The 23,701-nt window shown below is 62.0% G+C and carries 19 protein-coding genes and 2 tRNA genes; 10 read left to right on the forward strand and 11 right to left on the reverse strand.

Features of this window, described 5'->3' with window-relative positions:
- Positions 1-199: 199 nt before the first annotated feature.
- The 8 genes from ACQ4WY_RS13220 to dkgB form a co-directional block, all read right to left on the reverse strand.
- On the reverse strand, positions 200-2,098 hold the full coding sequence (locus tag ACQ4WY_RS13220) for a M61 family metallopeptidase (RefSeq protein ID WP_436504478.1): 1,899 nt from the start codon (positions 2,096-2,098) through the stop codon (positions 200-202).
- 48 nt (positions 2,099-2,146) lie between these two features.
- Positions 2,147-2,725: a nucleotidyltransferase family protein gene (locus ACQ4WY_RS13225; RefSeq protein ID WP_436504479.1), complete on the reverse strand. Its 579-nt coding sequence runs from the start codon at positions 2,723-2,725 to the stop codon at positions 2,147-2,149.
- Between the two features lie 13 nt (positions 2,726-2,738).
- On the reverse strand, positions 2,739-5,003 hold the full coding sequence (locus ACQ4WY_RS13230) for a xanthine dehydrogenase family protein molybdopterin-binding subunit (protein WP_436504480.1): 2,265 nt from the start codon (positions 5,001-5,003) through the stop codon (positions 2,739-2,741).
- A 10-nt stretch (positions 5,004-5,013) separates the two neighbouring features.
- Positions 5,014-5,472 carry a (2Fe-2S)-binding protein gene (locus ACQ4WY_RS13235; RefSeq protein WP_034753534.1) on the reverse strand — a complete coding sequence of 153 codons (459 nt, stop codon included), beginning with the start codon at positions 5,470-5,472 and terminating at the stop codon, positions 5,014-5,016.
- 132 nt (positions 5,473-5,604) lie between these two features.
- Positions 5,605-6,321 (reverse strand): DsbC family protein, encoded by a 717-nt coding sequence (locus tag ACQ4WY_RS13240; protein WP_353658983.1) that lies wholly within the window; start codon positions 6,319-6,321, stop codon positions 5,605-5,607.
- A 166-nt stretch (positions 6,322-6,487) separates the two neighbouring features.
- Complete coding sequence (locus tag ACQ4WY_RS13245; protein WP_436504481.1) at positions 6,488-7,732, reverse strand: FAD-dependent monooxygenase; 1,245 nt, start codon at positions 7,730-7,732, stop codon at positions 6,488-6,490.
- Between the two features lie 66 nt (positions 7,733-7,798).
- Positions 7,799-8,728 carry an LLM class oxidoreductase gene (locus tag ACQ4WY_RS13250; RefSeq protein WP_436504482.1) on the reverse strand — a complete coding sequence of 310 codons (930 nt, stop codon included), beginning with the start codon at positions 8,726-8,728 and terminating at the stop codon, positions 7,799-7,801.
- A 1-nt stretch (position 8,729) separates the two neighbouring features.
- Positions 8,730-9,554, reverse strand: a complete 825-nt coding sequence (gene dkgB, locus ACQ4WY_RS13255; RefSeq protein WP_436504483.1) for a 2,5-didehydrogluconate reductase DkgB — start codon at positions 9,552-9,554, stop codon at positions 8,730-8,732.
- Positions 9,555-9,740: 186 nt separating this feature from the next.
- Here dkgB and ACQ4WY_RS13260 point away from each other — a divergent pair.
- A tRNA-Phe gene (locus ACQ4WY_RS13260) sits at positions 9,741-9,816 on the forward strand.
- Positions 9,817-10,112: 296 nt separating this feature from the next.
- The gene (locus ACQ4WY_RS13265) at positions 10,113-11,126 is read left to right on the forward strand and encodes a hypothetical protein (RefSeq protein WP_436504484.1); all 1,014 of its coding nucleotides are present in this window, start codon (positions 10,113-10,115) and stop codon (positions 11,124-11,126) included.
- An 89-nt stretch (positions 11,127-11,215) separates the two neighbouring features.
- Here the strand turns inward: ACQ4WY_RS13265 and ACQ4WY_RS13270 are convergent, their stop codons facing one another.
- Positions 11,216-11,755, reverse strand: a complete 540-nt coding sequence (locus tag ACQ4WY_RS13270) for a DUF2058 domain-containing protein (protein ID WP_436504485.1) — start codon at positions 11,753-11,755, stop codon at positions 11,216-11,218.
- Positions 11,756-12,019: 264 nt separating this feature from the next.
- Here ACQ4WY_RS13270 and ACQ4WY_RS13275 point away from each other — a divergent pair, with 264 nt between their 5' ends.
- From ACQ4WY_RS13275 to ACQ4WY_RS13290, 4 genes are all read left to right on the forward strand, one after another.
- Positions 12,020-12,325, forward strand: a complete 306-nt coding sequence (locus ACQ4WY_RS13275) for a PsiF family protein (protein ID WP_046682222.1) — start codon at positions 12,020-12,022, stop codon at positions 12,323-12,325.
- A 73-nt stretch (positions 12,326-12,398) separates the two neighbouring features.
- Positions 12,399-12,809, forward strand: coding sequence for an energy transducer TonB (locus ACQ4WY_RS13280; protein WP_436504486.1), 411 nt, complete (start codon positions 12,399-12,401; stop codon positions 12,807-12,809).
- A 113-nt stretch (positions 12,810-12,922) separates the two neighbouring features.
- Positions 12,923-15,187 carry a putative bifunctional diguanylate cyclase/phosphodiesterase gene (locus ACQ4WY_RS13285; protein WP_436504488.1) on the forward strand — a complete coding sequence of 755 codons (2,265 nt, stop codon included), beginning with the start codon at positions 12,923-12,925 and terminating at the stop codon, positions 15,185-15,187.
- Positions 15,188-15,279: 92 nt separating this feature from the next.
- Positions 15,280-17,667, forward strand: a complete 2,388-nt coding sequence (locus ACQ4WY_RS13290; protein ID WP_436504490.1) for a S9 family peptidase — start codon at positions 15,280-15,282, stop codon at positions 17,665-17,667.
- 47 nt (positions 17,668-17,714) lie between these two features.
- Here the strand turns inward: ACQ4WY_RS13290 and ACQ4WY_RS13295 are convergent, their stop codons facing one another.
- Positions 17,715-18,710, reverse strand: a complete 996-nt coding sequence (locus tag ACQ4WY_RS13295; protein ID WP_436504491.1) for a cytochrome-c peroxidase — start codon at positions 18,708-18,710, stop codon at positions 17,715-17,717.
- Between the two features lie 209 nt (positions 18,711-18,919).
- Between ACQ4WY_RS13295 and ACQ4WY_RS13300 the strand changes: the two genes are divergently transcribed.
- Positions 18,920-19,360: a hypothetical protein gene (locus tag ACQ4WY_RS13300; RefSeq protein WP_436504492.1), complete on the forward strand. Its 441-nt coding sequence runs from the start codon at positions 18,920-18,922 to the stop codon at positions 19,358-19,360.
- Between the two features lie 50 nt (positions 19,361-19,410).
- Here the strand turns inward: ACQ4WY_RS13300 and ACQ4WY_RS13305 are convergent, their stop codons facing one another.
- The gene (locus ACQ4WY_RS13305) at positions 19,411-20,181 is read right to left on the reverse strand and encodes a hypothetical protein (protein WP_436504493.1); all 771 of its coding nucleotides are present in this window, start codon (positions 20,179-20,181) and stop codon (positions 19,411-19,413) included.
- 119 nt (positions 20,182-20,300) lie between these two features.
- On the opposite strand from ACQ4WY_RS13305, the gene ACQ4WY_RS13310 reads away from it, so the two are divergent.
- The 3 genes from ACQ4WY_RS13310 (at position 20,301) to ACQ4WY_RS13320 (ending at position 23,671) form a co-directional block, all read left to right on the forward strand.
- Positions 20,301-20,376 (forward strand) — tRNA-Phe (locus ACQ4WY_RS13310).
- 290 nt (positions 20,377-20,666) lie between these two features.
- Positions 20,667-23,003: a PKD domain-containing protein gene (locus ACQ4WY_RS13315; protein ID WP_436504494.1), complete on the forward strand. Its 2,337-nt coding sequence runs from the start codon at positions 20,667-20,669 to the stop codon at positions 23,001-23,003.
- A 326-nt stretch (positions 23,004-23,329) separates the two neighbouring features.
- The gene (locus tag ACQ4WY_RS13320) at positions 23,330-23,671 is read left to right on the forward strand and encodes a collagen-like protein (protein WP_436504495.1); all 342 of its coding nucleotides are present in this window, start codon (positions 23,330-23,332) and stop codon (positions 23,669-23,671) included.
- Positions 23,672-23,701: the final 30 nt, after the last annotated feature.

A 23,701-nucleotide genomic window follows, 5' to 3' on the forward strand; every position in this document is an offset into this window, starting at 1 on the left:
GAGGGATTGCACGTTGGGCGCGATCTAAAAGAGACAGTTCGGCAATTTTAGTTTAGTTAAAGAAAAATTAGTTCATTTGCAGTAAATATGATGGCAACCCTGCAGCGTCGGCGGGTGAGTTACATTTGAAAAAATGTATCCAAAAAGAAAAACCGGCCAGTAAAGGCCGGTTTTCTGTCTTACTGCACGACAAACAGCATCATGCCGCGCTAGGTCGCTTCGGCCCCGTGGCTTTCTTTGGCGCCGGCAACAACGCCAGGCTGACGCCAGGCACGCGGTCACCCTGCAATGCGGCCGTAAACGTCATCAGCTCATCGCGGCGGAAGGCGTGGATCGCCACCTTGGCGCCGACGGCGTAACGGCCCAGCAGGGTGTCCAGGTTGGCCGGGTTGCCCGTCACGCGCAAGCCATCGACGGCCACCAAAACGTCACCCGCCGACAGGCCAGCCACGTGGGCAGCACCGCCCTGGTGCACCTGCGCGAGCCTGGCGTCGTTGCCGTCGCGGCCCAGGTTGACGTCCAGGCTGGCTTTTTCGGCCTTGCGCGCGTCGCTGTATTTCACGCCGAACGGCGCCAGCAGGCGCGCCAACGGCACATCGTCCGTGCCGCGGATGTAGCGCTCGAAGAAGGGCTTCATGCGCGTGCCGGAGACTTCATCGAACAGGGCTTCGACTTCGGCCGGCGTCACGCCGCGCGCTTTGCCCTGGTAGAAATCGCGGCCATAGCGCTGCCACAATGCCTGCATCACGTCGTCCAGCGATTTTTCGCCATTCGTCTTGGTGCGGATCGTCAGGTCGAAGGCCAGCGCGATCAGCGAACCCTTGGTGTAGTAGCTGACGATGGCGTTCGGCGCGTTTTCATCCTGGCGATAGTACTTGCCCCAGGCATCGAAGCTGGAATCGGCCACGCTTTGCTTGCTGCGGCCGCTGCCGCGCAAGACGCTGTTGACGGTCTTGCCCAGCAGTTTGAAGTAGGCCGCCTCGTCGATCAGGCCGGCGCGCACCAGCATCAGGTCATCGTAATAGCTGGTGAAGCCTTCAAAGAGCCACAGCAGCGGCGAGTAGCTTTCCGCCTGCAGGTTGTACGGCGCGAAGGCGGCCGGCTTGATGCGCTTGACGTTCCAGGTGTGGAAATACTCGTGGCTGCACAGACCCAGGAATTTCAGGTAGCCGTCGCCGATCTCGGTGCTGTTCGAAGCCGTCGTCGGCAAGTCCGCGCGCGCGCAGATCAGCGCCGTCGAGGCGCGGTGCTCCAGGCCGCCATAACCGTCGCCGACGGCCATGGTCATGAACACATAGCGGTCCATCGGCGCTTTTTTGCTCTTCGGTTCGAAGAAGGCGATCTGCGTTTCGCAGATGGCTTTCAGGTCGCGGCACAGACGGTCCAGATCCAGGTTCGGCACCTTGCCCGTGACGACGATATCGTGCGGCACGCCGCAAGCAGTGAAGGTGGCCAGCGCGAAGTCGCCCATTTCCACAGGGTGGTCGATCAGCTCATCGTAGTTGGCCGCCTGGTAGCTGCCGAAGCCATAGCGTTTCGCTTTGAGTTCCGGCAGGGTCGTAGCGACGCGCCAGGTCTTGCAGGCCGCATCCTTCGGCTGCACGATGTGCACTTCATGCGCATCGGATTCCTGCCCCAGCACGCGCAGGAACACGCTGGTACCGTTGAAGAAGCCGTGATTCTGGTCCAGGTGGGCGGCGCGCACGGACAAGTCCCAGGCATACACGTCGTATTCGACCGTCAGGGCGCCCTGGCAAGGCGCGGCCTGCCACGAATGCTTGTCCAGTTTGGTCAGCGCCACGGCCTTGCCCTCGGACTCGGCGCGGATGCTGACGATGTTGCGCGAAAATTCGCGGATCATGTAGCTGCCCGGAATCCAGGCCGGCAAGGACAAGACCTGGCCGATGGCGGCCGGCGACTTGACTATCAACGTCACCTTGAACATGTGGCCCGCCAGATCAAGAGCGGCGATGCTGTAGATGATGCCGGCGGCCGGTGTGGTTTTCACTGCGGTTTTCGCCGCGGCTTTGCTTGTGGCTTTGCCGCTTGCCTTGGCTCCCGCCTTGGCGATGATTTTTTTAGTCGGTGCTTTCTTCATGTTTTCCTCGTGTCTGGCTTGTCTTCCCGGGAGCGCCACTGCCCCGCCTTACAAATCGTCAGGTGTATCAATATCGCGCAAGATGCCGCTGTCGTCCACTGTCACTTCGCATACGGCATGGCTGTTGACGATGCTGCGCGCACCCTGGTCGCCATCGAGCGCCAGCAGCAGCGGCAAGTGAAAGGCGCTGAATCCGACAGGATTGCCGCGCCGTCCCTGGAACACGGGCACGGCGATGTGCGCGCCATCGCCGATGGCTTGCGACAAGGCGGCGATTGTAGCCGCTTCCACACTAGGCATGTCGCCCAGGGCGATCAGCCAACCCGGCGCGCCGCGCACGTAATCGATGGCGCAGGTGAGCGAGGCGGCCATGCCCGTGTCGGCGTCATGGCAGACGCGCACCTCGCAGCCCAGCGCGCCGAGCACGCGCGCCACCGGCGTGTCGTCGGCACGCACCACGGCCAGCACGCGCGGCAAGGCCGCCAGCATGGCTTGTGCTGCCGCCACCACCACGGGCAAGCCCGCATGCGGGCCCTCCATCAAAGGCTGCAATAATTTGTTCTGTACGCCGGAAGGGTCGAACCTGCGTCCCCTTCCGGCTGCCAGCAAGATGCCGACCGTACTCAAAAAACTGCTACCGTCATGCGGCCGCCAGATCAAACGGCAGCTTGCGCAGGCGCTTGCCCGTCAGGGCGAACAGCGCATTGGCGAAGGCGGGCGCCAGCGGCGGCACGCCCGGCTCGCCCATGCCCGTCGGCGCGTCGCCCGACGGCACCAGGTGCACCTCGATCACCGGCATGTCGGGCATGCGCGGCACCGGATAGTCGCCGAAGTTCTGCTGCTCCACCACGCCATCCTTGAGCGTGATGGCCGCGCCGGGAATGGTCATGCCCAGCGCCATCAGCGCGGCGCCCTGCACTTGCGCCTCGATCGTCAAGGGGTTGACGGCCAGGTTGCAATGCACGCCCGCCCACACCTGGTGCAGCTTGGGCGCGCCCTCGACCACGGACGCCGTCACCACGTAGGCGACCACGGAATTGAACGATTCATGCATGGCCACACCCCAGGCCTGTCCCTTCGGCAGCTTCTTCTTGCCGTAACCGGACTTGGCGACGGCCAGGTCCAGAGCGGCGATGTGGCGCGTGTGCTTGGCGTCGATCAGCTGCTTACGGTAGGCGACGGGGTCCATCTTCGCCACGTGCGCCGCTTCGTCGATCAGGGTTTCCATGACGAAGGCCGTATGCGTCGAGCCGACGGAGCGCCACCACAGCACGGGCACGTTCGCCTTGGCCGTATGCACGGACAGTTTCATCGGCAGGGTGTACGGCTCGCCCATGCCTTCGACCATGGTGCCGTCGACGCCATTTTTCACCATGAACGCTTCGAACGGCGTGCCGGCCAAGATGGACTGTCCCACGATGGTATGGTCCCAGGCGAGAATTTTCCCTTTGGCGTCGAGGCCGATCTGCGCGCGGTGCACATGCGACGGCCGGTAGTAGCCGCCCTTGATGTCATCCTCGCGGCTCCACATCAGCTTCAATGGACCGCTCTTGCCCGCCGCCCGATAAGCCTTGGCAACGTTGACGGCTTCAACCACGTAGTCGGAGGACGGCACGGCGCGCCGACCGAAGCCGCCGCCGGCCATCATCGTGTGCAGGGTCACCTGCTCGGGTTTCAGGCCGGAGGTAACCGCGATGGCCGCCTGGTCGCCCGTCTGGAATTGCGAGCCCACCCACATCGTGCATTTGTCGGCTTGCAGGTCGACGACGCAGTTGAGCGGTTCCATCGGCGCGTGCGCCAGGTAGGGGAATTCGTAGACGGCTTCGATCTTTTTCGGCGCCTTGGACAATGCGGCGACATCGAAGGCGCGCGCCACCGTACCCGGCGTTTTCGCCAGCGCCTTGAAGGCCGCCAGCTGCTTGACGCTACTGACCTTTTCCACGGCGCTCGTGTCCCATTCGATCACCAGCGCGTCGCGTCCCTGCTTGGCGGGCCAGTAGCCGTCGGCGATGACGGCCACGCCGCTGCCACCACGGTCGGTCTTCACTTCCAGCACGTCGAGCACGCCCTTGATGGCCTTGGCCTTGCTGGCGTCGAATTTCGCCACCTTGGCACCAAACACGGGCGGCCGCGCCACCATGGCCACTTTCGCGCCAGGCGGCTTGAAGTCGATGCCAAACTGCTGTTTTCCCGTGGACTTGGCGGCCGCGTCGAGGCGTTTCACGGGTTTGCCGATGATGACAAATTCGCGCGGGTCTTTCAGCTTGACGGTGGTGGGCACGGGTTGATGCATGGCCGCGTCGGCAAGTTCGCCATACGTCGCCTTTTGTCCACCGGGGCCATACAGCACGCCCTTGGCGGCCCGTACCTGGTCGGGATTGACTTTCCACTGCGCGGCAGCGGCGCCCACCAGCATGGCGCGCGCCTTGGCGCCGATTTCGCGGTACTGCGTAAAGGAATGGGCGATGCTGCCAGAGCCGCCCGTCATCTGCATGCCGTAGGCGGCATCCTTGTATTGTTCCCCGGCGGGCGCCAGCGCGCCGTGCACCAGACGCCAGTCGGCGTCGAGTTCCTCGGCGATCAGCATGGGCAAGCTCGTTTGCACGCCCTGGCCGAATTCCAGCCGATTCACCTGCACCGTCACCGTGTTATCGGGAGCGATGTGCAAAAAGGCGTTCGGCGCATACGCGGGCTTGGCGGGCGCGGCATCGGCCGCCATGGCCAGCTTGCCTGCACCCGGCAGGAAAAAGCCCAGCATCAAGCCGCCGCCCGCCACCGCGCCGGCCTTCATGAAACCGCGCCGCGACACGCCATCTGCAAGCGCCACCGGCGCCGATGCCAGCGCCGCGCCCAGGGTCACTCCGCCATGCTGCAATGCTTCCTGATTCAACCATTCGATACGCATGTCGCTCTCCTCAGGCCAGGGTCTTGGCCGCGTCCTTGATGGCTGCGCGGATCCGTTGATAGGTGCCGCAGCGACAGATATTGCCGCTCATGGCGCCGTCGATGTCTGCATCGCTGGGCGCCTTGTTGGTGCGCAGCAGCGCCGTGGCGCTCATCACCTGGCCGCTTTGACAGTAGCCGCATTGCGGCACGTCGTGGCGCACCCACGCCGCCTGCACCGCCTTGCCCACCTGGTCGTTTTCCATCGCTTCGATGGTGGTGATTTTTTGCGCGCCGACCGAGGAAATCGGCGTGATGCAGGAGCGGATAGGCTGGCCGTCGAGGTGCACCGTGCAGGCGCCACACAGGGCCGCGCCGCAACCGAATTTGGTGCCCGTCATGTTCAGGTTATCGCGCAACGCCCACAGGATGGGCGTGGAAGGATCGGCGTCGACCTGCGTGTCGCGTCCGTTGATATTCAAGGTAATCATCTGCTGCTTCCCCTTTTTTGGATTGTTATGGCGTCTACAAACAACACTTGATGATACGACAGCGGAAAAAAGTGCAAAAAAAAGCGCGCCTTGCGAGGGCGCGCCGTCCAGCCTTCCTGGCGACAGCCCGGATTACTTAAGGGTCGAGAATTTCTGTTCCAGCGTTTTCGCATCGACTGCGCCCGGAATGCGGCTGCCGTCGGCAAAGAAGATGGCAGGGGTGCCCGAGACGCGCAATTGCTGGCCCAGGGCCAGGATTTTTTCATGCGGATTGGCGCAAGTGGCGGCGACCGTGGCTGGCGCCTTGCCGTTCAACATCCAGTCATCCCAGGCCTTGTTGCGGTCCGGTGCGCACCAGACATTGCGCGACTTGACGATGGAATCGGGCGACAGGATGTTGTACATGAAGGTGTAGACGGTGACGTTGTCGATTTCCTTCAGCGCGTTCTGGCGGAAGCGCTTGCAATAGCCGCAGTTCGGATCTTCGAATACGGCGATCACGCGCTTGCCATTGCCCTTGACGGTCTTCATGGCGGAATCGAGCGGCAGGTCGGAGAACTTGATGCGGTTGACTTCGTCCAGGCGCACCTTGGTCAGGTCTTGCGACGTCTTGGCATCGAAGACGTGGCCGACGAACAGGTATTGCGCGGCCTTGTCCGTGTACAGGATATCGCCGCCCGTGCGCACTTCGTACAGACCTCCGTATGGGGTTTCCTTGACCGAATCGACCTTGGCGCCTTCGCCCAGGCGCGGTTCAATCAGCTTTTTGATGTTCGCTTCCGTCGGCGTTTCCGCGCCGGCGCACGACATCATCAGGCCCGAGGCCAGCACCAATGCGATTCTGCTCATTTTTATCACTATCACTTCTCCACTTGAAACGCCTGGCTGAACTGGCACCTGGCCCCTGGCCCGACGTCATTATCTCTTTGACAAAACGATCGCCGCAGACCAGCTGCGGCGACCTTGAATTTTCACTACTGCCATTATCCGGCGATATCTTAAGATTCGCTGATATTTACTGATGTCCCAACGCGTGAGAAATCATTTTTCGCTTCAGGGCCGGCAATTTATCCAGCAAGTTTAATCCCAAATTGCGAACCACGCGCAACGGCTCCAGATCGGTGCCGAACAAACGCGCCAGGCCATCGGTGGCCAACTGCATCAGCAGCACGTCTTCCTTGCGCGCGCGGGCATAGCGGGCCAGCACGCGTTCATCGCCAATGCCCCGGTGCGCTTCGCGCTCGGCGATCGTCTTGACCAGCTGCGCCACGTCGGCAAAGCCCAGGTTCATGCCGTGGCCGGCCATCGGGTGCACCACGTGGGCCGCGTCACCCACCAGGGCCACGCGCGGCGCCACCATGGCGTGCGGGCGCATCAGGGTCAGGGGAAACGCGCGCACCAGTTCCGGCTGCAACGGCGTGAGTTTACCCAGTTTGTCGTGGCAGTATGCGGCCAGGCGCGCGGCCAGGGCGTCGGCCGATTCGGCCATCAAGGTGTCGGCCAGCGCATCGGGCGCCGACCAGACCAGCGAGACGCGGTCGCCCGGCAGCGGCAGCAGCGCGACGATGCCTTCGCTGCCCGTAAACCATTGGTGGGCCGCGCCATGGTGCGGCTTTTCGCAGGCGAAGTTGCTGACCACGCCGCGCTGGCCATACGAGCGGTAATCGAGGCCGATGTCGCACTGGCCCCGCACCCACGATTGGGCGCCGTCCGCGCCCACCACCAATGCGCAGGTGATGGTGTCGCCGCCATCGAGGTGCACGATGGCCGAGTCGTTCGTCCATTCCAGGCAGCTGGCGCGGCCCTGCAGCACGCTGACGTTCGGCGCGAATTTCAGGGCGGCGTCCAGCGCCTGGCCCAGGTTGCGGTCTTCGATGATCCACGCCAGGGTGCCCACATGGGCGCCGTAGGCGTCGAAACCGAGTCCGCCCGCCTGCGCGCCGTCGCCGTTGACCAGCATGGCGTCGACGGGCGCCACCCTGTCGGCCGCCAAAGCGCCCCATACCTTCAGCGACGACAGCAGCTGATGCGCCGTGTGATTGAGCGCATACACGCGCACATCCCAGCTGGCTTCGACCGGCTTGGCGGCGGAAGTGGATGTGGATGCGGGCGGACTCGCCGGGGATAACAGGGTGACGCTTTGTCCTGCCTGGGCAAACGCCAGCGCCGTGGTTTTCGCGATGGCGCCATTGCCGACGATGCAAACGTCGCTGTGGCTATGCATGAAGCGCCGCATGGTAGGGGGAGTGGGACTGTTCATGGGGCCATTATAGCGTTTGCCCCACCCTTTTCAGATAGTCCGGAAGTACAGAACGCGTGCCTCAGGTCAAGCGGCGCCATGAAATACGGGCAACACGTGGTCCGCGATCTCCTGCAGCGTCTCGTCCAGCGGGCGGCGGTTCTGCCGCAGTTGCAAGCCGATGTGCTGCACGCCGGCCGCGCGCATCGCCTGCAATTCCGCGATCAGGCCATCGCGCCCCGTGCGCCCGCCGAAGCGGAAACGCTGCAGCGGCAAGTTCGGATCTGCATCCAGGTCCAGGTGGATGAAGCTGACATACGGCTTGTCGCCACCGGCCACGGCGCGCCATTGCGCCGCACGCCGCGCATGGTCGTCCGGCGTGCCCGGATAGGCAAGCCAGCCATCCATCTGCGCGCCGATCCAGGCGGGCGACTGCTGCGCCAGCCCCGCCACCAGCAGCGGCAGGGGCGCGGCCGGCTTGGGCAGCAGACGGATGCCGGGTGGCAGGCGCATCTCGCCCCAGTCACGCAGCATGGCGATCTGCTCGCGGAAGGCGGCGCCGCGCTGGTCGAAGTCGCGGCCAAACACGGGATATTCGACGGGCCGGTCGCCGCTGGCCACGCCCAATAGCAGGCGCCCGCCGCTCAGCTGGTCGACGCTGGCCGCCGCCTTCAAGGTCAATACGGGTTCGCGCAGCGGCAGCACCACGGCGGCCGTGCCCAGCAGGATGTTCTCGGTGATGCCGGCCAGGTAGCCGAGGTAAGTAAACACCTCGAATACCTGCGCCGCATCGCCGAATGACGGGTCGTACAGGGGCACGTCGCGCAGCCACAGCGCGCGGAAACCCAGGCGGTCGGCCAGCTTTGCCAGTACCGCATGCTGTTTCAGGTCCGGTTCGCCCGGCACGCGGCCGGACGCCGCATTCGCCTGGCGCCCCAGGGATGACCAGTCATTGTCGAGCGGCAGTTCCAGGCCAATACTGAAACCACCCTGCCCCAGCTTCGTCATGGCGCCCATATCAGTCCCACTGCGGCGCCAGGCCGTCCGGGTTGGCCAGGCGTTCGCCCCGCTCCAGGGTCGCCATCTGCGCCATCTCGTCCGGCGACAGGGTGATGCGCTGGAAATGCAGGTTCGCTTCCAGGTTGGCGCGCTTCGTCGACGACGGGATCACGGCAAAGCCCTGCTGCAGCGACCAGCTCAAGGCCACTTGCGCCGGCGTCACGCCGTGTTTGGCGGCAATGGCGGCGATCACTGGGTCCGCGACCACCTTCCCATAAGCGAGCGGCATGTAGGCCGTGATATGGATGCCCTGGCTGCGCGCAAAATCAATCACCTTGCGGTTTTGCAGGAAGGGGTGGATCTCGACCTGCTGAGTGGCGATTTCTGTTACGCCCACCGTATCGATGGCTTGCCGCAGCTGCGCATTCGTGAAATTCGACACGCCGATAGCCTTGGTCAGCCCCTGCGCCTTGGCGTCCGCCAGCGCCGCCATGTAGTCGGCGACGGGAATCGCGTCCTGCGGCGACGGCCAGTGGATCAGGGTCAGGTCCAGCTGCTCCAGCTGCAGCTTGTGCAGGCTGTCTTTCAGGCTGGGAATCAGCTTGTCGCGCTGCAGATTGTCGATCCATATCTTGGTGGTGACGAACAGATCGTCGCGCGGGACGGCGCTGGCGGCAATCGCCTGGCCCACTTCGGCTTCATTGCCATAGATTTGCGCCGTATCGATATGGCGGTAGCCGACGTCCAGGCCCGTGGTGACGGAATCGATGACGACCTGCCCCTGCAGGCGGAAAGTGCCCAGGCCGATGGCGGGGATGGCGGTGTGATTGGTGGTGGCGTTCATGCGGTAGTCCTCTCGAGTCAGTAACGATGACCACACTATGCGCCCATCCTTTGTTGAGAAAAATACCGTTTATATCAAATCATATTTGATCCACGAGCAAGTAATACAATGTCAATTCGGGAAATACAGGAAAAATCGCAGCCGGCTCTTGCATTCGCGTTTTGGTCTGCTATAATTCGCCACCTTGGCCTGGTAGCTCAGTCGGTAGAGCAGAGGATTGAAAATCCTTGTGTCGGTGGTTCGATTCCGCCCCGGGCCACCAAGAATTCGTTTCACATTCAAAAACGCCACCTTCGGGTGGCGTTTTTGTTTGTGGGCCGTATAGTCATACTCCTCATTTCCCGCACGTCGTCGTCGCCCCCTCCGCAATCCCCAAACGCTCTTGCATCCGGTGCAGCACATCGCTCCAACTTACCCGTCCAGTCGCATCACGCAGGTCGGAGGCAGCCCGACCACAGGAAAGTTTTCCCATATGAAACATGTTAAAATTACATAAAAATCAACGGCGAGCCACCTCGTGCGGAGAACTCCTATTTATACGATCAAAGGATAACGAGAATGAAAAAATGGTTCGTACTGGCCTTCACAGCCTCACTTGCCAGTATCTGCGCAGCCCAAACCAAGCCAGCTGTCAATAAAATACAAACAGTCGCTAGCACGGCAAAACAAGTAAGAAAGACTCCTGTCGCGTCATTGCCGCCAGTCAAACAAGAACAAAAAAAACCGGTCAGCTTTTCAATGAGCATGATCGAAAACGGTCGCATCGATCCCGCATACGAGGGTTTTCCTGTCAGTGAAATCGTGGCAGCCGTGCAAAAAATCACAGGGGCCAGTAAGGGGGAGTTTGAGTCAACAGCCGATTTCAATGCAAGAAAAATAGCCAGCCTGAACGAAAAAGTAATTGGCGAGTCAACCCTGAATGATTACTTTGCGCTTGCTCTACCGGTTAAAAAAGGCGGGAAGTATAAGGAGGGACTGGCATATGACTTCAATGCGGACACGGGGGAAGTACGCTTGTTTGCGCTGCCAAATAAGCTATCCATGAATGGCATTGGCGCCCCTGACTACGATACAAACAAGCGCCAATATACGGACCTGGATCAGTTCGACTTAGACTTTAAAGTAATCGCAAAAGACACTTATGAGGCCAGCAATGCTTATGGCGCAACCGTCGTCGTTGAAAAAACAATGTCGGTACGACTTGGTGTCGCAGTAAACAAGATTCCATTTTTAAATGCCAGACGGGAGAAAGCTTACACAAATCCTTCCCCTGTCGCGCAATTCACCCTGGAAAATGCTAACGCAGCCAAGGAGCTTCCAGCATTAAAAGCGTTGATCGTGATGAAGATTGCGTCTCCTTATCTCATCTATGATTACTTTTACGCAAAACCGACAAGAGATGACCCAAAAGAAATGTCCATGCAAAGCAAGTACCTGACTGGAAATATTTTAGGAATTGTTTTCTATTCTGGAATCACTGGTGAAGTTTTTGGACGGGTACCAGAAGCCTTTGGCCGACCTGAGGTAAAACAAGAAGTAAATGCTCAAACACAGGCTGCACAGCCGGAATGACAGTAACTTTTTATCAGTAGATAACTTTACCTGCTGCCGATACCATCCCGGCCCGCGCTTACTCTCAGCGGCGCCGGGCGGTTACCCTCTTACCACATCAAATCATCGGGAATCTGGAACGCTGCATACGGATCATCCTCATCCACTTCCGTGCTGGCCTGCTTCACGCGCACGACGATGGCGGGATCGCGTTCGGCGATCTTGTCGGCGATGATGCGCGGCACCAGTTCCACGGCCCCGCCCAGGCAGACGATCACCAGACGGCCCGCCACCAGGTGGGCTTGCACGGCGGCCGTCACGTAGATGCGCTCGATCTTGCTGTTGAACGTGAAGTTGTACGGCACGTCGCCGTTGCTGCCCTTGCTCTGGCGGTTCTTTTGCACCATTTGCGCAATCTGCGCCACGATGGCCTTCTGGTTGGCGGCCGCATCGCGCTGGGCGTTCAGTTCACGCGCGCGCTCCGCGTTCTTGCGCTGGGTCTCGAGCGCGGCCAGGCGAACCTCATCGACACTTTGCGTGCCGCTCTTGCGCTCGTCCTTTTTTTGCTTGCTCTTGTCCTGGTTGGCCAGCTTGACCTTCTTCTTGTCGACCAGGCCGGCCTTTAAAAACTGCTCTTGCAACGAGACCATAACTACTCCGTATTGAGGGTGCGCCGGCCAAGGCAGCGGCATCGGCCGGTGGAAAGACGCTAGCATAGCAAAAAACAGGGGCGCTGCCGCCGCAACATGGCTGCCCGGGCCAGCTGGCGAGCGGCTGGCGCCTGACAGTAACAAAAAGACACACTCGAGTGGAAATTTTGTTGATAAATGTCATATAGTTAGTTACGTTCTGCATATCGGCTTCGCTGCCGGTTGCATGCCCCCTTCCACTGACTGCGTCTACAAGGATTTGCCATGAAACAATTAATCGCCCTTTGCATCGCCGCCGCGTTTGCCAGCACCGCCTTTGCCGCCGCACCGGAAGCGGCCCCCGTCGCCAAAACGGCGCAACAGTCAAAAATGACCACCTGCAATGCGGACGCCGCCGGCAAGAAAGGCGATGAGCGCAAAACCTTCATGAAAGAATGCCTGAGCGCCAAGCCAGCACCGGCCATGACGCAGCAAAACAAGATGAAGGCGTGCAATGTGGACGCCAAGGACATGAAGGGCGACGCCCGCAAGGCATTCATGAAAGAATGCTTGAGCGCGCCAAAGAAATAAGCGCCGGATAGCGTTTCACCCACAGCGCCAGCCGAAAGGCTGGCTTTTTTTTGTTCCAAAAATGGAGTCCCACTTGCCCTGCCGCCTGTCCCCATCCTCTGCCAGCAGCCTGCTGGCCGCCGCCTGCCTCGCTATCCTCTTGCCGGGCTGTCACACGGCCACGCCGGCGCCTGTCCCGGCACCGGCCGTCCGCGTGCCGGCCAGCATGCCGGCCGGCTGCCCCCCGCCATCCTGGCCCCTGGGCGAGAAACGGCGCGGTGCCCAAGGCAGAGTGACATTGCACTTCACGGTGGAAGCGGACGGCAAGGTCAGCCAAGCGGCGGTCATCCGCTCCAGTGGCTATCCCGCCCTCGATCAGGCGGCCCGCGATGCGCTCGCCAAATGCGTCTTCCAGCCTGAAACGCTGGACGGCAAGCCCGTCGCCAGCAAGGTGATCATGCCCTACCAATGGATCAATGAATCCGTCGACAAGGCTGACCGCTGAACGCCGGCAATCATGCTTAATGATTAAGATGACATGGTGAAAGATAACGCGTAGTATTTAATCAACCTACTGTTCAGTACGGTTACACGGGATTCTGGAGAAAGGACGGCAGCGTGGCGGCGTCGAACGATCTCGCGCACTGGCGCGGTCAGGTCTTTAGCCGCCTGCTGCAGGTGGTTCTGCTGCTTGGCTTCGTGACGGCCATTCCCAGCGCGCTGCTGGCCGCGAGCGAAGCCATCTGGTCCATCGTCGCCCTCGACTTGCTTGCCATCGGCTGGATCGGCATCATCTGGCATCTGCGCGCCATGCCCTACCGCTGGCGCGTGTGGCAATTCCTCATCGTCGCCTATCTGGTGGGCGTGGGCCTGTTGCTGAAAATCGGCCCCGTCAGCCAGATCTACATGATGCTCATGCCCGTGCTGGCGGCCTTGCTGCTTGGAATGCGGCCAGCCTTGTCGACCCTGGCCCTGACCTCGCTGACCATCTTTTTCCTCGGCCTGCATCCCGACGTTGCCCTGCAAATGCCGGGCACGCCCGATTCTCCCGTGCTGCGCGCGCTGATCGTGGCCCTGAACTTCCTGTTCATCGCCGCCGTGCTGACCCTGTCCTGCGCCTTCCTGCTGCGCCACCTGGAACGCAGCAGCCAGGCCCTGTCGCAGCTGAACGCCGAGCTGCGCTTGACGGCCACGGCACTGGCCCGCCTGAACGACATGGTGATGATCGCCGAAGTGGCCGATGCCCTGCCCGACGCGGGCGCGGTATCCGCCACGCGCATCATCTTCGTCAACGACGCTTTCGAACGCAGCAGCGGCTATGCGCGCGCCGAGGTGCTGGGCCGCAGCCTGCTGTTCCAGCACGGCCCCGCCACCGATACGGAGGAACTGGCCCGCATCGCCGCCGCCATGGGCCGCGCCCAGCCGGCACGCGCGGAACTGCTCAATTACAACAAGGCCGGCAAGGCGTACTGGGTCGAAGCGGAACTGGTGCCGTTCACGGATGCGGACGGCAAGCAAACCCACTGGGTGGCCGTCGAGCGCGAGATCGACGAACGCAAGCAATCGGAAGCGGACATCCACCGCCTGGCCTTCTACGACGTGCTGACGGGCTTGCCCAACCGGCGCCTGCTGATGGACCGCCTCGGCCACCTGCTGGCCGCCGCGCCGCGCGACCATAAAGTCAGCGCGCTGATGTTCATCGACCTCGACCACTTCAAGCACATCAACGACGCGCGCGGCCACGCCACCGGCGACGCGCTGCTGCGCCTGGCCGGCCAACGGCTGGCGCAACTGATGCGCAAGGCTGACACGGTGGCGCGCATCGGCGGCGACGAATTCGTCGTGCTGCTGGCACACCTGGCCGAGGACCTGGACAGCGCCGCCCGCGCGGCGGCCCATGTGGCCGAGAAAATCCGCGCCGCCATCGCGCGCGACTTCGATATCGACGGGCAGTCCTATCATTGCAGCGCCAGCATCGGCGTGACCCTGCTGCCGAAAGCGGGCCAGCAGGCGCACGACCTGCTGCGCGAAGCCGACATCGCCATGTACCGCGCCAAGGCGGAAGGGCGCAACGGCATCGCCTTCTTTGAAGCGGCCATGCAGGCGGGCGTGGAGCGGCGCCTGACTCTGGAACGGGCGCTGGCGCGCGCCCTCGCTGACCATGAATTATGCATGCACGTGCAGCCGCAGGTCGACCGCCACGGCCGGGTGACGGGCGCCGAATTGCTGATGCGCTGGCCGCAGGCGGACGGCACGCACATCGGGCCCGGCGTCTTCATCCCCATCGCCGAGGAATCGGGGCTGATCGTCAGGCTCGGACACTGGGCCCTGCGCGAAGCGTGCCGCGCCGCTACGCTGCTGGCGCAGGCTGGATCGCCCATCGCCCTGTCGGTGAACATTAGTCCTGCCCAGTTTCGCCAGCCCGATTTCGCCGCCCGCGTGCAGGCGGCGCTGGCCGAACACGGCACGCCGGCCGGCGCCCTGATCCTGGAGCTGACGGAAGGCTTGCTGATCGACCAGCGCGACGCCTCGCTGGCGCGCATGCGGGAACTGGCGAACCTGGACATCCGCTTTTCCATCGACGATTTCGGCACCGGCTATTCCAGCCTCGCCTACCTGACCTCGATGCCGCTGTACGAACTGAAGATCGACAAGCGCTTCATCGATGACACGCCGCACGATGCGCGCGACACGGCCATCGTGCAAGCGATACTGGCCATGGCGCGCCACTTGGGCTTGCGCGTCGTGGCCGAAGGCGTGGAAACGCAGGAGCAGGCCGACTTCCTGATCGCCCACGATTGCGACGGCTTGCAGGGCTACCTGTATGCGCGGCCGATGCCGCTGGAAGACTTTCTCGCCTGGCTGGCCCGGCATCAAGCTTAGCTTTCCGACATTTCCTGCACGAAACTCCTCCGCTAGAATACCGGCCTCATAGCCTGTACCTTCACCATCCCCTTTGATTAAAGTGATCCCCGATGCGTCTGGTTCTTCCCCTGCTGCCGCTCCTGCTGCTATCTCTGCTGCCCGCCGTCCATGCGGCCCCCTCCACCACCACGCCCACGCCGATCACCCTGGATCAGGCCATGGCCGATCCCGACTGGATCGGCACGCCCGTCGAGGCGGCGTGGTGGGGTTGGAATGGCCAGCTGTACTACAAGCAAAAACGCCTCGGCTCGCCCCTGCGCGATACCTATCAATTGCCTGGCGCGAACGCCAAGCTCAATAGCGGCAAGAAGGTCGACGATGCGCAACTGGCCAGCCTCGATGGCCAGCAGATGGTCGTCAACCGGGCCGGCACGCGCGCCATCCTGCTGCGCAACGGCGACTTATTCGAGCGCGACCTGAAAAGCGGCGCCTTGATCCAGATCACGCGCGGCGTCTCCGCTATCAGCGACCCGCAATATTCCGCCGACGGCGGCGCCGTGCAATACCGCAGCGGCACTGACTGGTTCAGCTGGAACCGGGTTGACCGCCTGAGCGCCCCCGTCGCCCTGCTGCGCGCGGCCAAGGACCCGGACGCCAAGCCGGAAGCGGACGCCCTGCGCGACCTGCAACTGCGCCTGATCGTCAACCTGGCGCGCCAGAAGGAAGACCGCGACGCCACCCGCGAGCGCCGCCACGAAGAACGCCGCCTGGACAGCACGCGCGCGCCGGAACCGATCTACCTGGGCGACAAGGTCACCATTTCGGGCAGCGCCCTGTCGCCGGATGGCCGCTGGCTGCTGTTCGTCACGCAAGATAAAGCCGCCGAGAAGGGCAAGCTGGGCAAACTGGCCCGCTACGTCACGGAAACGGGCTACCCGGACGTGGATGACGAGCGCACGCGCGTGGGCCGCAACATGCCTATCGCGCAAAGCCTGAAACTGGCCGACCTGCGCACGGGCCAGGTGCGCGAGATCGCTTTCGACAGCTTGCCCGGCATCGCCACCGACCCGCTGGCCAGTCTGCGCGCCGAGCAAAAGTTGCCGCCGTTGAAGGGCAACCGTGCCGTGCGCGTCGATGCCGAGCGCGACGGCATCGCCTGGACCGATGACGGTTCCAATGTGGCCGTGCGCGTGCGCGCCATCGACAACAAGGACCGCTGGATCGCCAACGTCGACCTGGCCAACGCGGCCCTCGTGCCCGTGCACCGCATCAGCGACACGGCCTGGGTCAACCGCCGCGCCGACGAATTCGGCTGGCTGCCCGACAACGCCACTCTGTGGTATTTGTCCGAGGAAAGCGGCTACGCCCACCTGTACACGAAAACCGGCGCCGCGCCCGCACGCGCCTTGACCAACGGCCAGTGGGAAGTGAGCGCCGTCGAATGGAGCCGCGACGGCAAGAACGCCTATTTCCTATGCAACCGGCAGGCGCCAGGCACGTATGAAGTGTGCGCCAGCACGGCCAGGGAGGGCGGCGCGCGCGAAGTGACGAATCTGAAAGGCGTGGAAAACTTCGGCCTGTCGCCTGATGGCGGCAAGCTGCTGCTGCGCTATTCGACCAGCTATATGCCGGCCCAGCTGGCGACCATTCCAGTCTCCGGCGGCAGGGCGAATATCCTCACGGATACGCGCAGCGACGCCTTCAAGGCGCGCAACTGGGTCATGCCGGAACTGGTGCAAGTGCCGTCCACGCATGGCGCGGCGCCCATCTGGGCCAAGCTGTACCGGCCAAAACAGCTGCAAGCGGGTAAGCGCTACCCGATCGTCATGTTCGCGCACGGCGCCGGCTACCTGCAAAATGTGACGCAGCGCTACCCCGTGTATTTCCGCGAACAGATGTTCCACAACCTGCTGGTGGAGCACGGCTACATCGTGCTCGACGTCGACTACCGCGCCTCGCTCGGCTACGGCAGCGCCTGGCGCACGGCCATCTACCGCCAGATGGGCCACCGGGAACTCGAAGATTTCATCGATGGCGCCAACTGGCTGGCGCAACAGCACCAGGGCGATATCAAGAACGTGGGCATCTATGGCGGCAGCTATGGCGGCTTCATGAGCCTGATGGCCCTGATGCGCGCGCCGGAAGTCTTCAAGGCCGGCGCCGCGTTGCGTCCCGTGACGGACTGGACCACCTACAACCACGAGTACACGGCGAATATCCTGAACACGCCGGACGTCGATCCGCAGGCGTACAAAATCTCGTCGCCGATCGAATATGCGGACAAGTTGACGGGCAACCTGCTGATCGCCCACGGCATGATCGACGACAACGTGTTCTACCAGGATTCCGTGCGCCTGTCGCAGCGCCTGATCGAGCTGAAAAAGGATAACTGGGAAATGGCCAGCTATCCGATGGAGCGCCACGGCTTCGTGCAGCCGGAAGCGTGGTATGACGAGTACCGCCGCATTTATCAGTTATTTCAGCGCACGCTGAAATAAACGTCGAATGCCCGCTTTCACGCGGGCATTTTTTATGTGCAGCTCACTCAGTCAAACGGCACCGGCCGCGGCGTCGTGTCGGACGATGGCGGCAGGATCGGCAGCACGATGTGCGGCTGCTTGCCCGTCAGGGTTTTCAGGAAGGCCACCAGCTTGGCGTTTTCGTCAGGCGTAAAGGTGCGGCCCAGCTGCAAACGGCCCATCACGTCGACGGCTTGCGTCAGGGTGGCCGCCTCGCCATCGTGGAAATAGGGATAGGTCAGTTCCACGTTGCGCAGGGTCGGCACCTTGAAGTTGAAGCGGTCCGCATCCTTGCCCGTCACGGCCGAACGTCCCTCCGCCGTCATCGCCGTTTTATACGGCTCCACCACGCCCATCTTCTGGAAGGTGTTGCCGCCCACGGCGGGGCCGTTATGACAGGCGATACAGCCGCTCGATTTAAATAACTGGTAGCCGGCCAGCTCGTCTTTCGTCAACGCGCTCTTCTTGCCGACCAGCCATTGGTCAAAACGGGAACCGGGCGTCACCAGCACCTCTTCAAAGGCGGCGATGGCGCGCGTGACTTGCTCGATGGTCAGCTTATCCTGGCCAAAGACTTGCCTGAATTCCGCGCGGTAGGCGGGAATCGAGGCCAGCACGTCAATGGCCAGCTCGTGCGTAAAAGCCATCTCGCCGGGATTGGCGATGGGGCCACCCGCCTGCTCCTGCAAATCCTTGGCGCGGCCATCCCAGAATTGCGCCACGTTCATGCTGGCATTGAGCACCGTGGGCGAATTGATGGGCCCGCGCTGCCAGTTGTGGCCGATTGACGTCTTGATGTTATCGGTGCCGCCCATGCTCAGGTTATGGCAGCTATTGCAGGAAATAAAACCCGAGCGCGACAGGCGTGGATCGAAAAACAGTTTTTTGCCCAGCTCGACCATTGCCGGATTGGCGACCTTGGCGGCAGTGATGGGCTGGATCGCTTCCTTTTCGGCGGCGTGCAGCACACTGCCGAAAGCGAGGCTGGTGATGAAGAGGAAGGGTGAGAGGGTGCGGCGCATAGTCTAACTCCTGGAAACATTCCCGAATCGGCGGCGCGCGCCGGCGCGGGAATGCAGCGCGCCAGCCCGGTTGCCACCCGTACATCGCTTGCTTGGATGTTGATTTATATTAACTTTGACTAGTTAATAAGGAAAATGACCGGGATCAAGGTTCTCGCCAAGTACGAATCGCGCTTGCCATTTACGCAAGCGTGGCACATGATGAAGGCATGCAAACGCCAACCTACCCCACCCTGTTTCCACTGCTGCGCGCCGCGTGCGCCAGCCTCCTGCTGCTGGCCGCCAGCGCCTGCGGCAGCGCCCCCACGCAAGATGATGCGCCACCCGCCCCCGGCAATGCCGGCTTGCTGGCACAGATCCAGGCGGAAGTGGGCGCCGCCGCCTGCGACTCCACCCAGCAATGCCAGACCCTCGCCATCGGCGCCAAGGCCTGCGGCGGCCCCGAGCGCTACCTGGCCTGGTCCAGCAAGGGCAATGACGGCAAGAAACTCAAGGCACTGGCCCAGGCGCAAGCCGAGGCGAGCCGCAAACAACAGCAGGCGGACGGCATGATGTCGACCTGCTCCATCGTCACGGACCCGGGCGCCACCTGCGAGGCGGGGCGCTGCGTGCTGCAAAAGAGCGGCCTGGGTGGCAGCTCAGCCATGTAGGCAAGGATAACCACGCCGCTGGATCAGCGGCTTGCGTGGTTCAGCAACATTTAGGATGGCAACTGCAAGGTCTTAATGATCTTGCTTTCCACCTTCTCGCCTGCGCCCGAGGTGGAGCTCTTGCTTTCCTTGCGCAACAGCAATAAATGATCGCCGCTGACGCCATACTGGCGCGTCTCATCCGTCTTTTGCGTAAAGCTGACAACGACAAAGGCGCGCCCGCTCACGTCAACATGGAAATGGCTGGCCAGCGGCGTACCGTCCGCGGCGATCCACACGTCGATACCGCCCTCGAACTTCTTCACGTACTTGCGGTCCTTCTCCGGCACCTTGTCGAGCGACAAGGTAAAGCTGAGCAGGCGCGCCGGCTTGCCCTTGTAGCTATCGGCCTTTTCGCCGCTGAACACGGCTTCCTCGATCTCGCGCGACAGGGCATCCGCCGCCGACACCATGGAACGCAACTCCGTCGCCTTCATTTCCCCCAGCGCAAAGCCGATCGGCGTCTTGAGCTTCGGATCCTTCACCTTGGCGCGCTGCTCGGCTTCCACTTTCGCCAACAATTCCTTGCCGTAGAGCACCTGCAAACCCGCCGGCCCGCCGTCGACAGCCACCGTGGCCTGGCCGCTATCCTCTTCCGCCGCCTTGCCCTCGCCCTCGCGGCGCCAGGTTTTCGATTCCACCTGCGCCTTGATTGGCATCTGGCCCTGCAAGCGCGCCAGCGCCGCATTCAGATCGGCCAGCCCGTCGGCCCGCGCCGTGCCGCAAAACAAACTGAACAAGCCCGCCACCGCCAAGCCTTGCACTCCACAACGTCGTCGCATCGCCACATCCCTTCAGCTCATACAAGGATGCCAAAACACCATGTTTTGGCCATCTGTTGCATTTGAACACAGCTAGCTCTGGTCAGGTGGAAAGTCTTTCTGCTATAATTCGCCGCCTTGGCCTGGTAGCTCAGTCGGTAGAGCAGAGGATTGAAAATCCTTGTGTCGGTGGTTCGATTCCGCCCCGGGCCACCAAGAATTCAGTAGTAAAGATCAAAAAGCCAACCTTCGGGTTGGCTTTTTTGTTTGCTGAGCTGCTCGTGCCCAGCCTATCGCCAGTCACGCTGCAAGCCGCGCAGCGCTGCGCGCCGCTTGAAAAAAATACATCCCTACGCCCCTTCCAGTACATCGCCTTAAATTTCAAGGCATGAAATATTGCTTAAAGATATATAATTTCCCTTAACAGACTGACTCCGACAAGAGCTTGGCCGTTTGAGCGTGACGCCACCTGGCATCACTTGAAAAATTAAACATGGATAGATTCGATGAAGACTTTGGCAATTGTGCTTGGTTCGTGCATGCTCGTTGCATGCGGTGGCGGTGGTAGCGGCTCGTCACCGGCTCCTGTGGCCCCGGCAGATTTAACAGTCAACGGCACTGCCGCAACGGGAAAAGCCATTGCTGGCGCCATGGTTACTGCCAAATGCCAGACGGGCACAGGCAACGCCACGACGCAGGCTGATGGCAGCTACAGCCTTGCCGCCGCCGGTGGCAAACTACCGTGCCTACTCCAGATCACCGATCCGGTAGATAGCTCAAAATTACATACACTCGTGCTGGGAAGCGGTAGCGCCGCCACTGCCAACATCACGCCACTGACCGAGATGCTGACGGCGCGGGTATTGGGCAACGAACCCGCAGTCTTCTTTGCCGCGTTTGACGCCGCTATTGCCAACAGCAAGATCACGACCACGGCAGTGACAGCAGCGCAGGCTGATGTGGGTACGGTACTGAACGGTGTCGTCGACACGAGCCCGCTCGCTAATTTCCTTTCCACACCCTTGAAAGCCGCGACACAAAACAACCCGGCTGGCGGCGATGCACAGGACCGGCTTCTGGATGCGCTCAGAGTGAAAATCAATGCCGCCCAGCTCACCCAGGTCGTGACCGCGCTGGCCAAGATCAGCAATACAGACGCCATCAAACAAGTCATCGCCGATATTGCGGCCGTCCCCCCTGTCGCCCAGGCTGGGCCTGCACAAAGCGTCGTCACGGGTACTGTCATCACGCTCGATGGCAGCGCCAGCTCGGCCGATGCAGGCCGTACGCTCAGCTATGCATGGACGCTGCAATCCAAACCGGCAGGCAGCATGGCAAGCTTGTCGTCGCCGACCTCCGCCAGACCCACTTTTACGGCGGATGTAGCTGGCACCTATGTGGCCAGCGTCATCGTCAACGACGGCAAGCTCAGCAGCAACGCGGCGGCGGTCAGCATTACGGCCAGTGTAGCCAATGCGGCGCCGGTTGCGAACGCAGGCTACGCGCAAAATGTCTTGTCCGGCAGCGTGGTCGAACTCGATGGCAGCGCCAGCTCGGATGCCAATGGCGATGTCTTGACGTTTGCCTGGAAGCTGACGGAAAAACCGGCGAACAGTACGGCCACCTTGTCCTCTGCCAGTTCGGCCAGGACCACCTTTACCGCCGACGCCACCGGATTGTATGTCGCCAAACTCATCGTCAACGATGGCAAAACCAGCAGTGCGGACGCAACGGTCACTGTCACCGCCAGCGCCGTCGACACCTCTGGTCCCACTGTTTCGGCCATCACGGTCAATCCCACCACCGTTGACGTCTCCCTGGCAAGTCAACTGGTGACGGCCACCGTCATCGTGACAGATGCCACCGGGGTCAATCTCAACGCCCTGCCCAATCCCTATTGGTACAACATCGCCGATATCGGCGGCACCCGCATCGACAGCAAATGGGTACTGGCATCAGGAGATGCGAAGCATGCCACCTTCAGCTCGACGGTGACGATCCCCGCAGGCGCCAAAGCCGGCTCCTGGTTGGTTGGCTGGACAGCGTTCCGCGACACATTAGGATATACGAGTACAAATGGCGGTTACAGCCGGAGTTTCACCGTACAGAGCAATGAACTCAGCGACACCTCGGGGCCCTCTGTGTCGGACATTACCGTCAATCCCACGAACGTTGACGTCTCGCAGGCAAGTCAACCGGTGACGGTCACCGTCACCGTGACAGATGCTACCGGGGTCAATCTCAACGCCCTGCCCAATCCCTATTGGTACAACATCGCCGATATCGGCGGCACCCGCATCGACAGCAAATGGGTACTGGCATCAGGAGATGCGAAGCATGCCACCTTCAGCTCAACGGTGACGATCCCCGCAGGAGCCAAAGCAGGCTCCTGGAAGGTTGGCTGGACAGCGTTCCGTGACACATTAGGCTATACGAGTACGAATGGCGGCTACGACAAGAGCTTCACCGTGCAAGGTAATGGACTCAGCGACACGTCGGGTCCCGCCGTTTCGGCTATCACCGTCACCCCCACCACCGTTGAAGCCTCACAGGCAAGCCAACTGGTGACGGCTACTGTCATCGTGACAGATGCGACCGGGGTCAATCTCAACGACCTGCCCACCCCCTCCTGGTACAACGACGCCGATATCGGCGGCACACGCATCTGGAGCCAATGGGTGCTGGCATCCGGCGACGCGAAGCATGCCACCTTCAGGGCGACGGCGACGATCCCCGCAGGTGCCAAAGCGGGTGCATGGCAGATTAGCTCTCTAGCTTTCAGTGATGTATTGGGCTATACGAGTACGAATGGCGGTTACAGCCAGAGTTTCACCGTCAAATAGGCGTACCATGCAGCGCCCGACGGTATATCCGGGAGCCGCCAACCCGATGTAAAACTTCACAGCCAACCTTCGGGTTGGCTTTTTTTTGTTTGTCCTTGCACAAAACCTCCACCCCGCCGCCCCATTGTGTGGGCAAACGTACGGACTGCGGCTGTCCAAGAGCACATGCTGCAAGCAGACCATATACCCATCTCGCCGCCAGCGCCCTGTGCGACACGGCGGAACGGCCACCTGGCTAGCTCTCTCCACCACACCGCCATGCGAAACTCGCGCCCGACGCCGTCGAGCCGTTCCGTACATAACGGCACACTGCCAAAGGATGCATCATGAAAACCACCCTGATATTGCTCGCGCTCGCCTCTACCCTCGCCTTGACCGCTTGCCAGCGCGAAGCGCCACCTATCGTACAAGTCGTTCCCGGCCCTGCCGGTGCGCCTGGTCCTGCCGGCGCTACGGGTGCCAAAGGCGCCGAAGCCCCTGCCGGCGCGACCGGTGCGACCGGCGCCACGGGCCAGACCGGCGACAGCGGTGCTGCCGGCTATGACGGCGCCAAGGGCGCCACCGGCGCACAAGGCAACGATGGTGTTCAAGGCAACGATGGGGCAAAGGGCGACGACGGCGCCAAAGGCAAGACGGGCGACACGGTGATTGTCGTTCCACAACGCTAATACGCCTCACGCCACACACCGCAACGCCAA

The organism is Janthinobacterium salmonicoloratum, assembly GCF_051380845.1.
Lineage (GTDB): Bacteria > Pseudomonadota > Gammaproteobacteria > Burkholderiales > Burkholderiaceae_D > Janthinobacterium > Janthinobacterium lividum_F.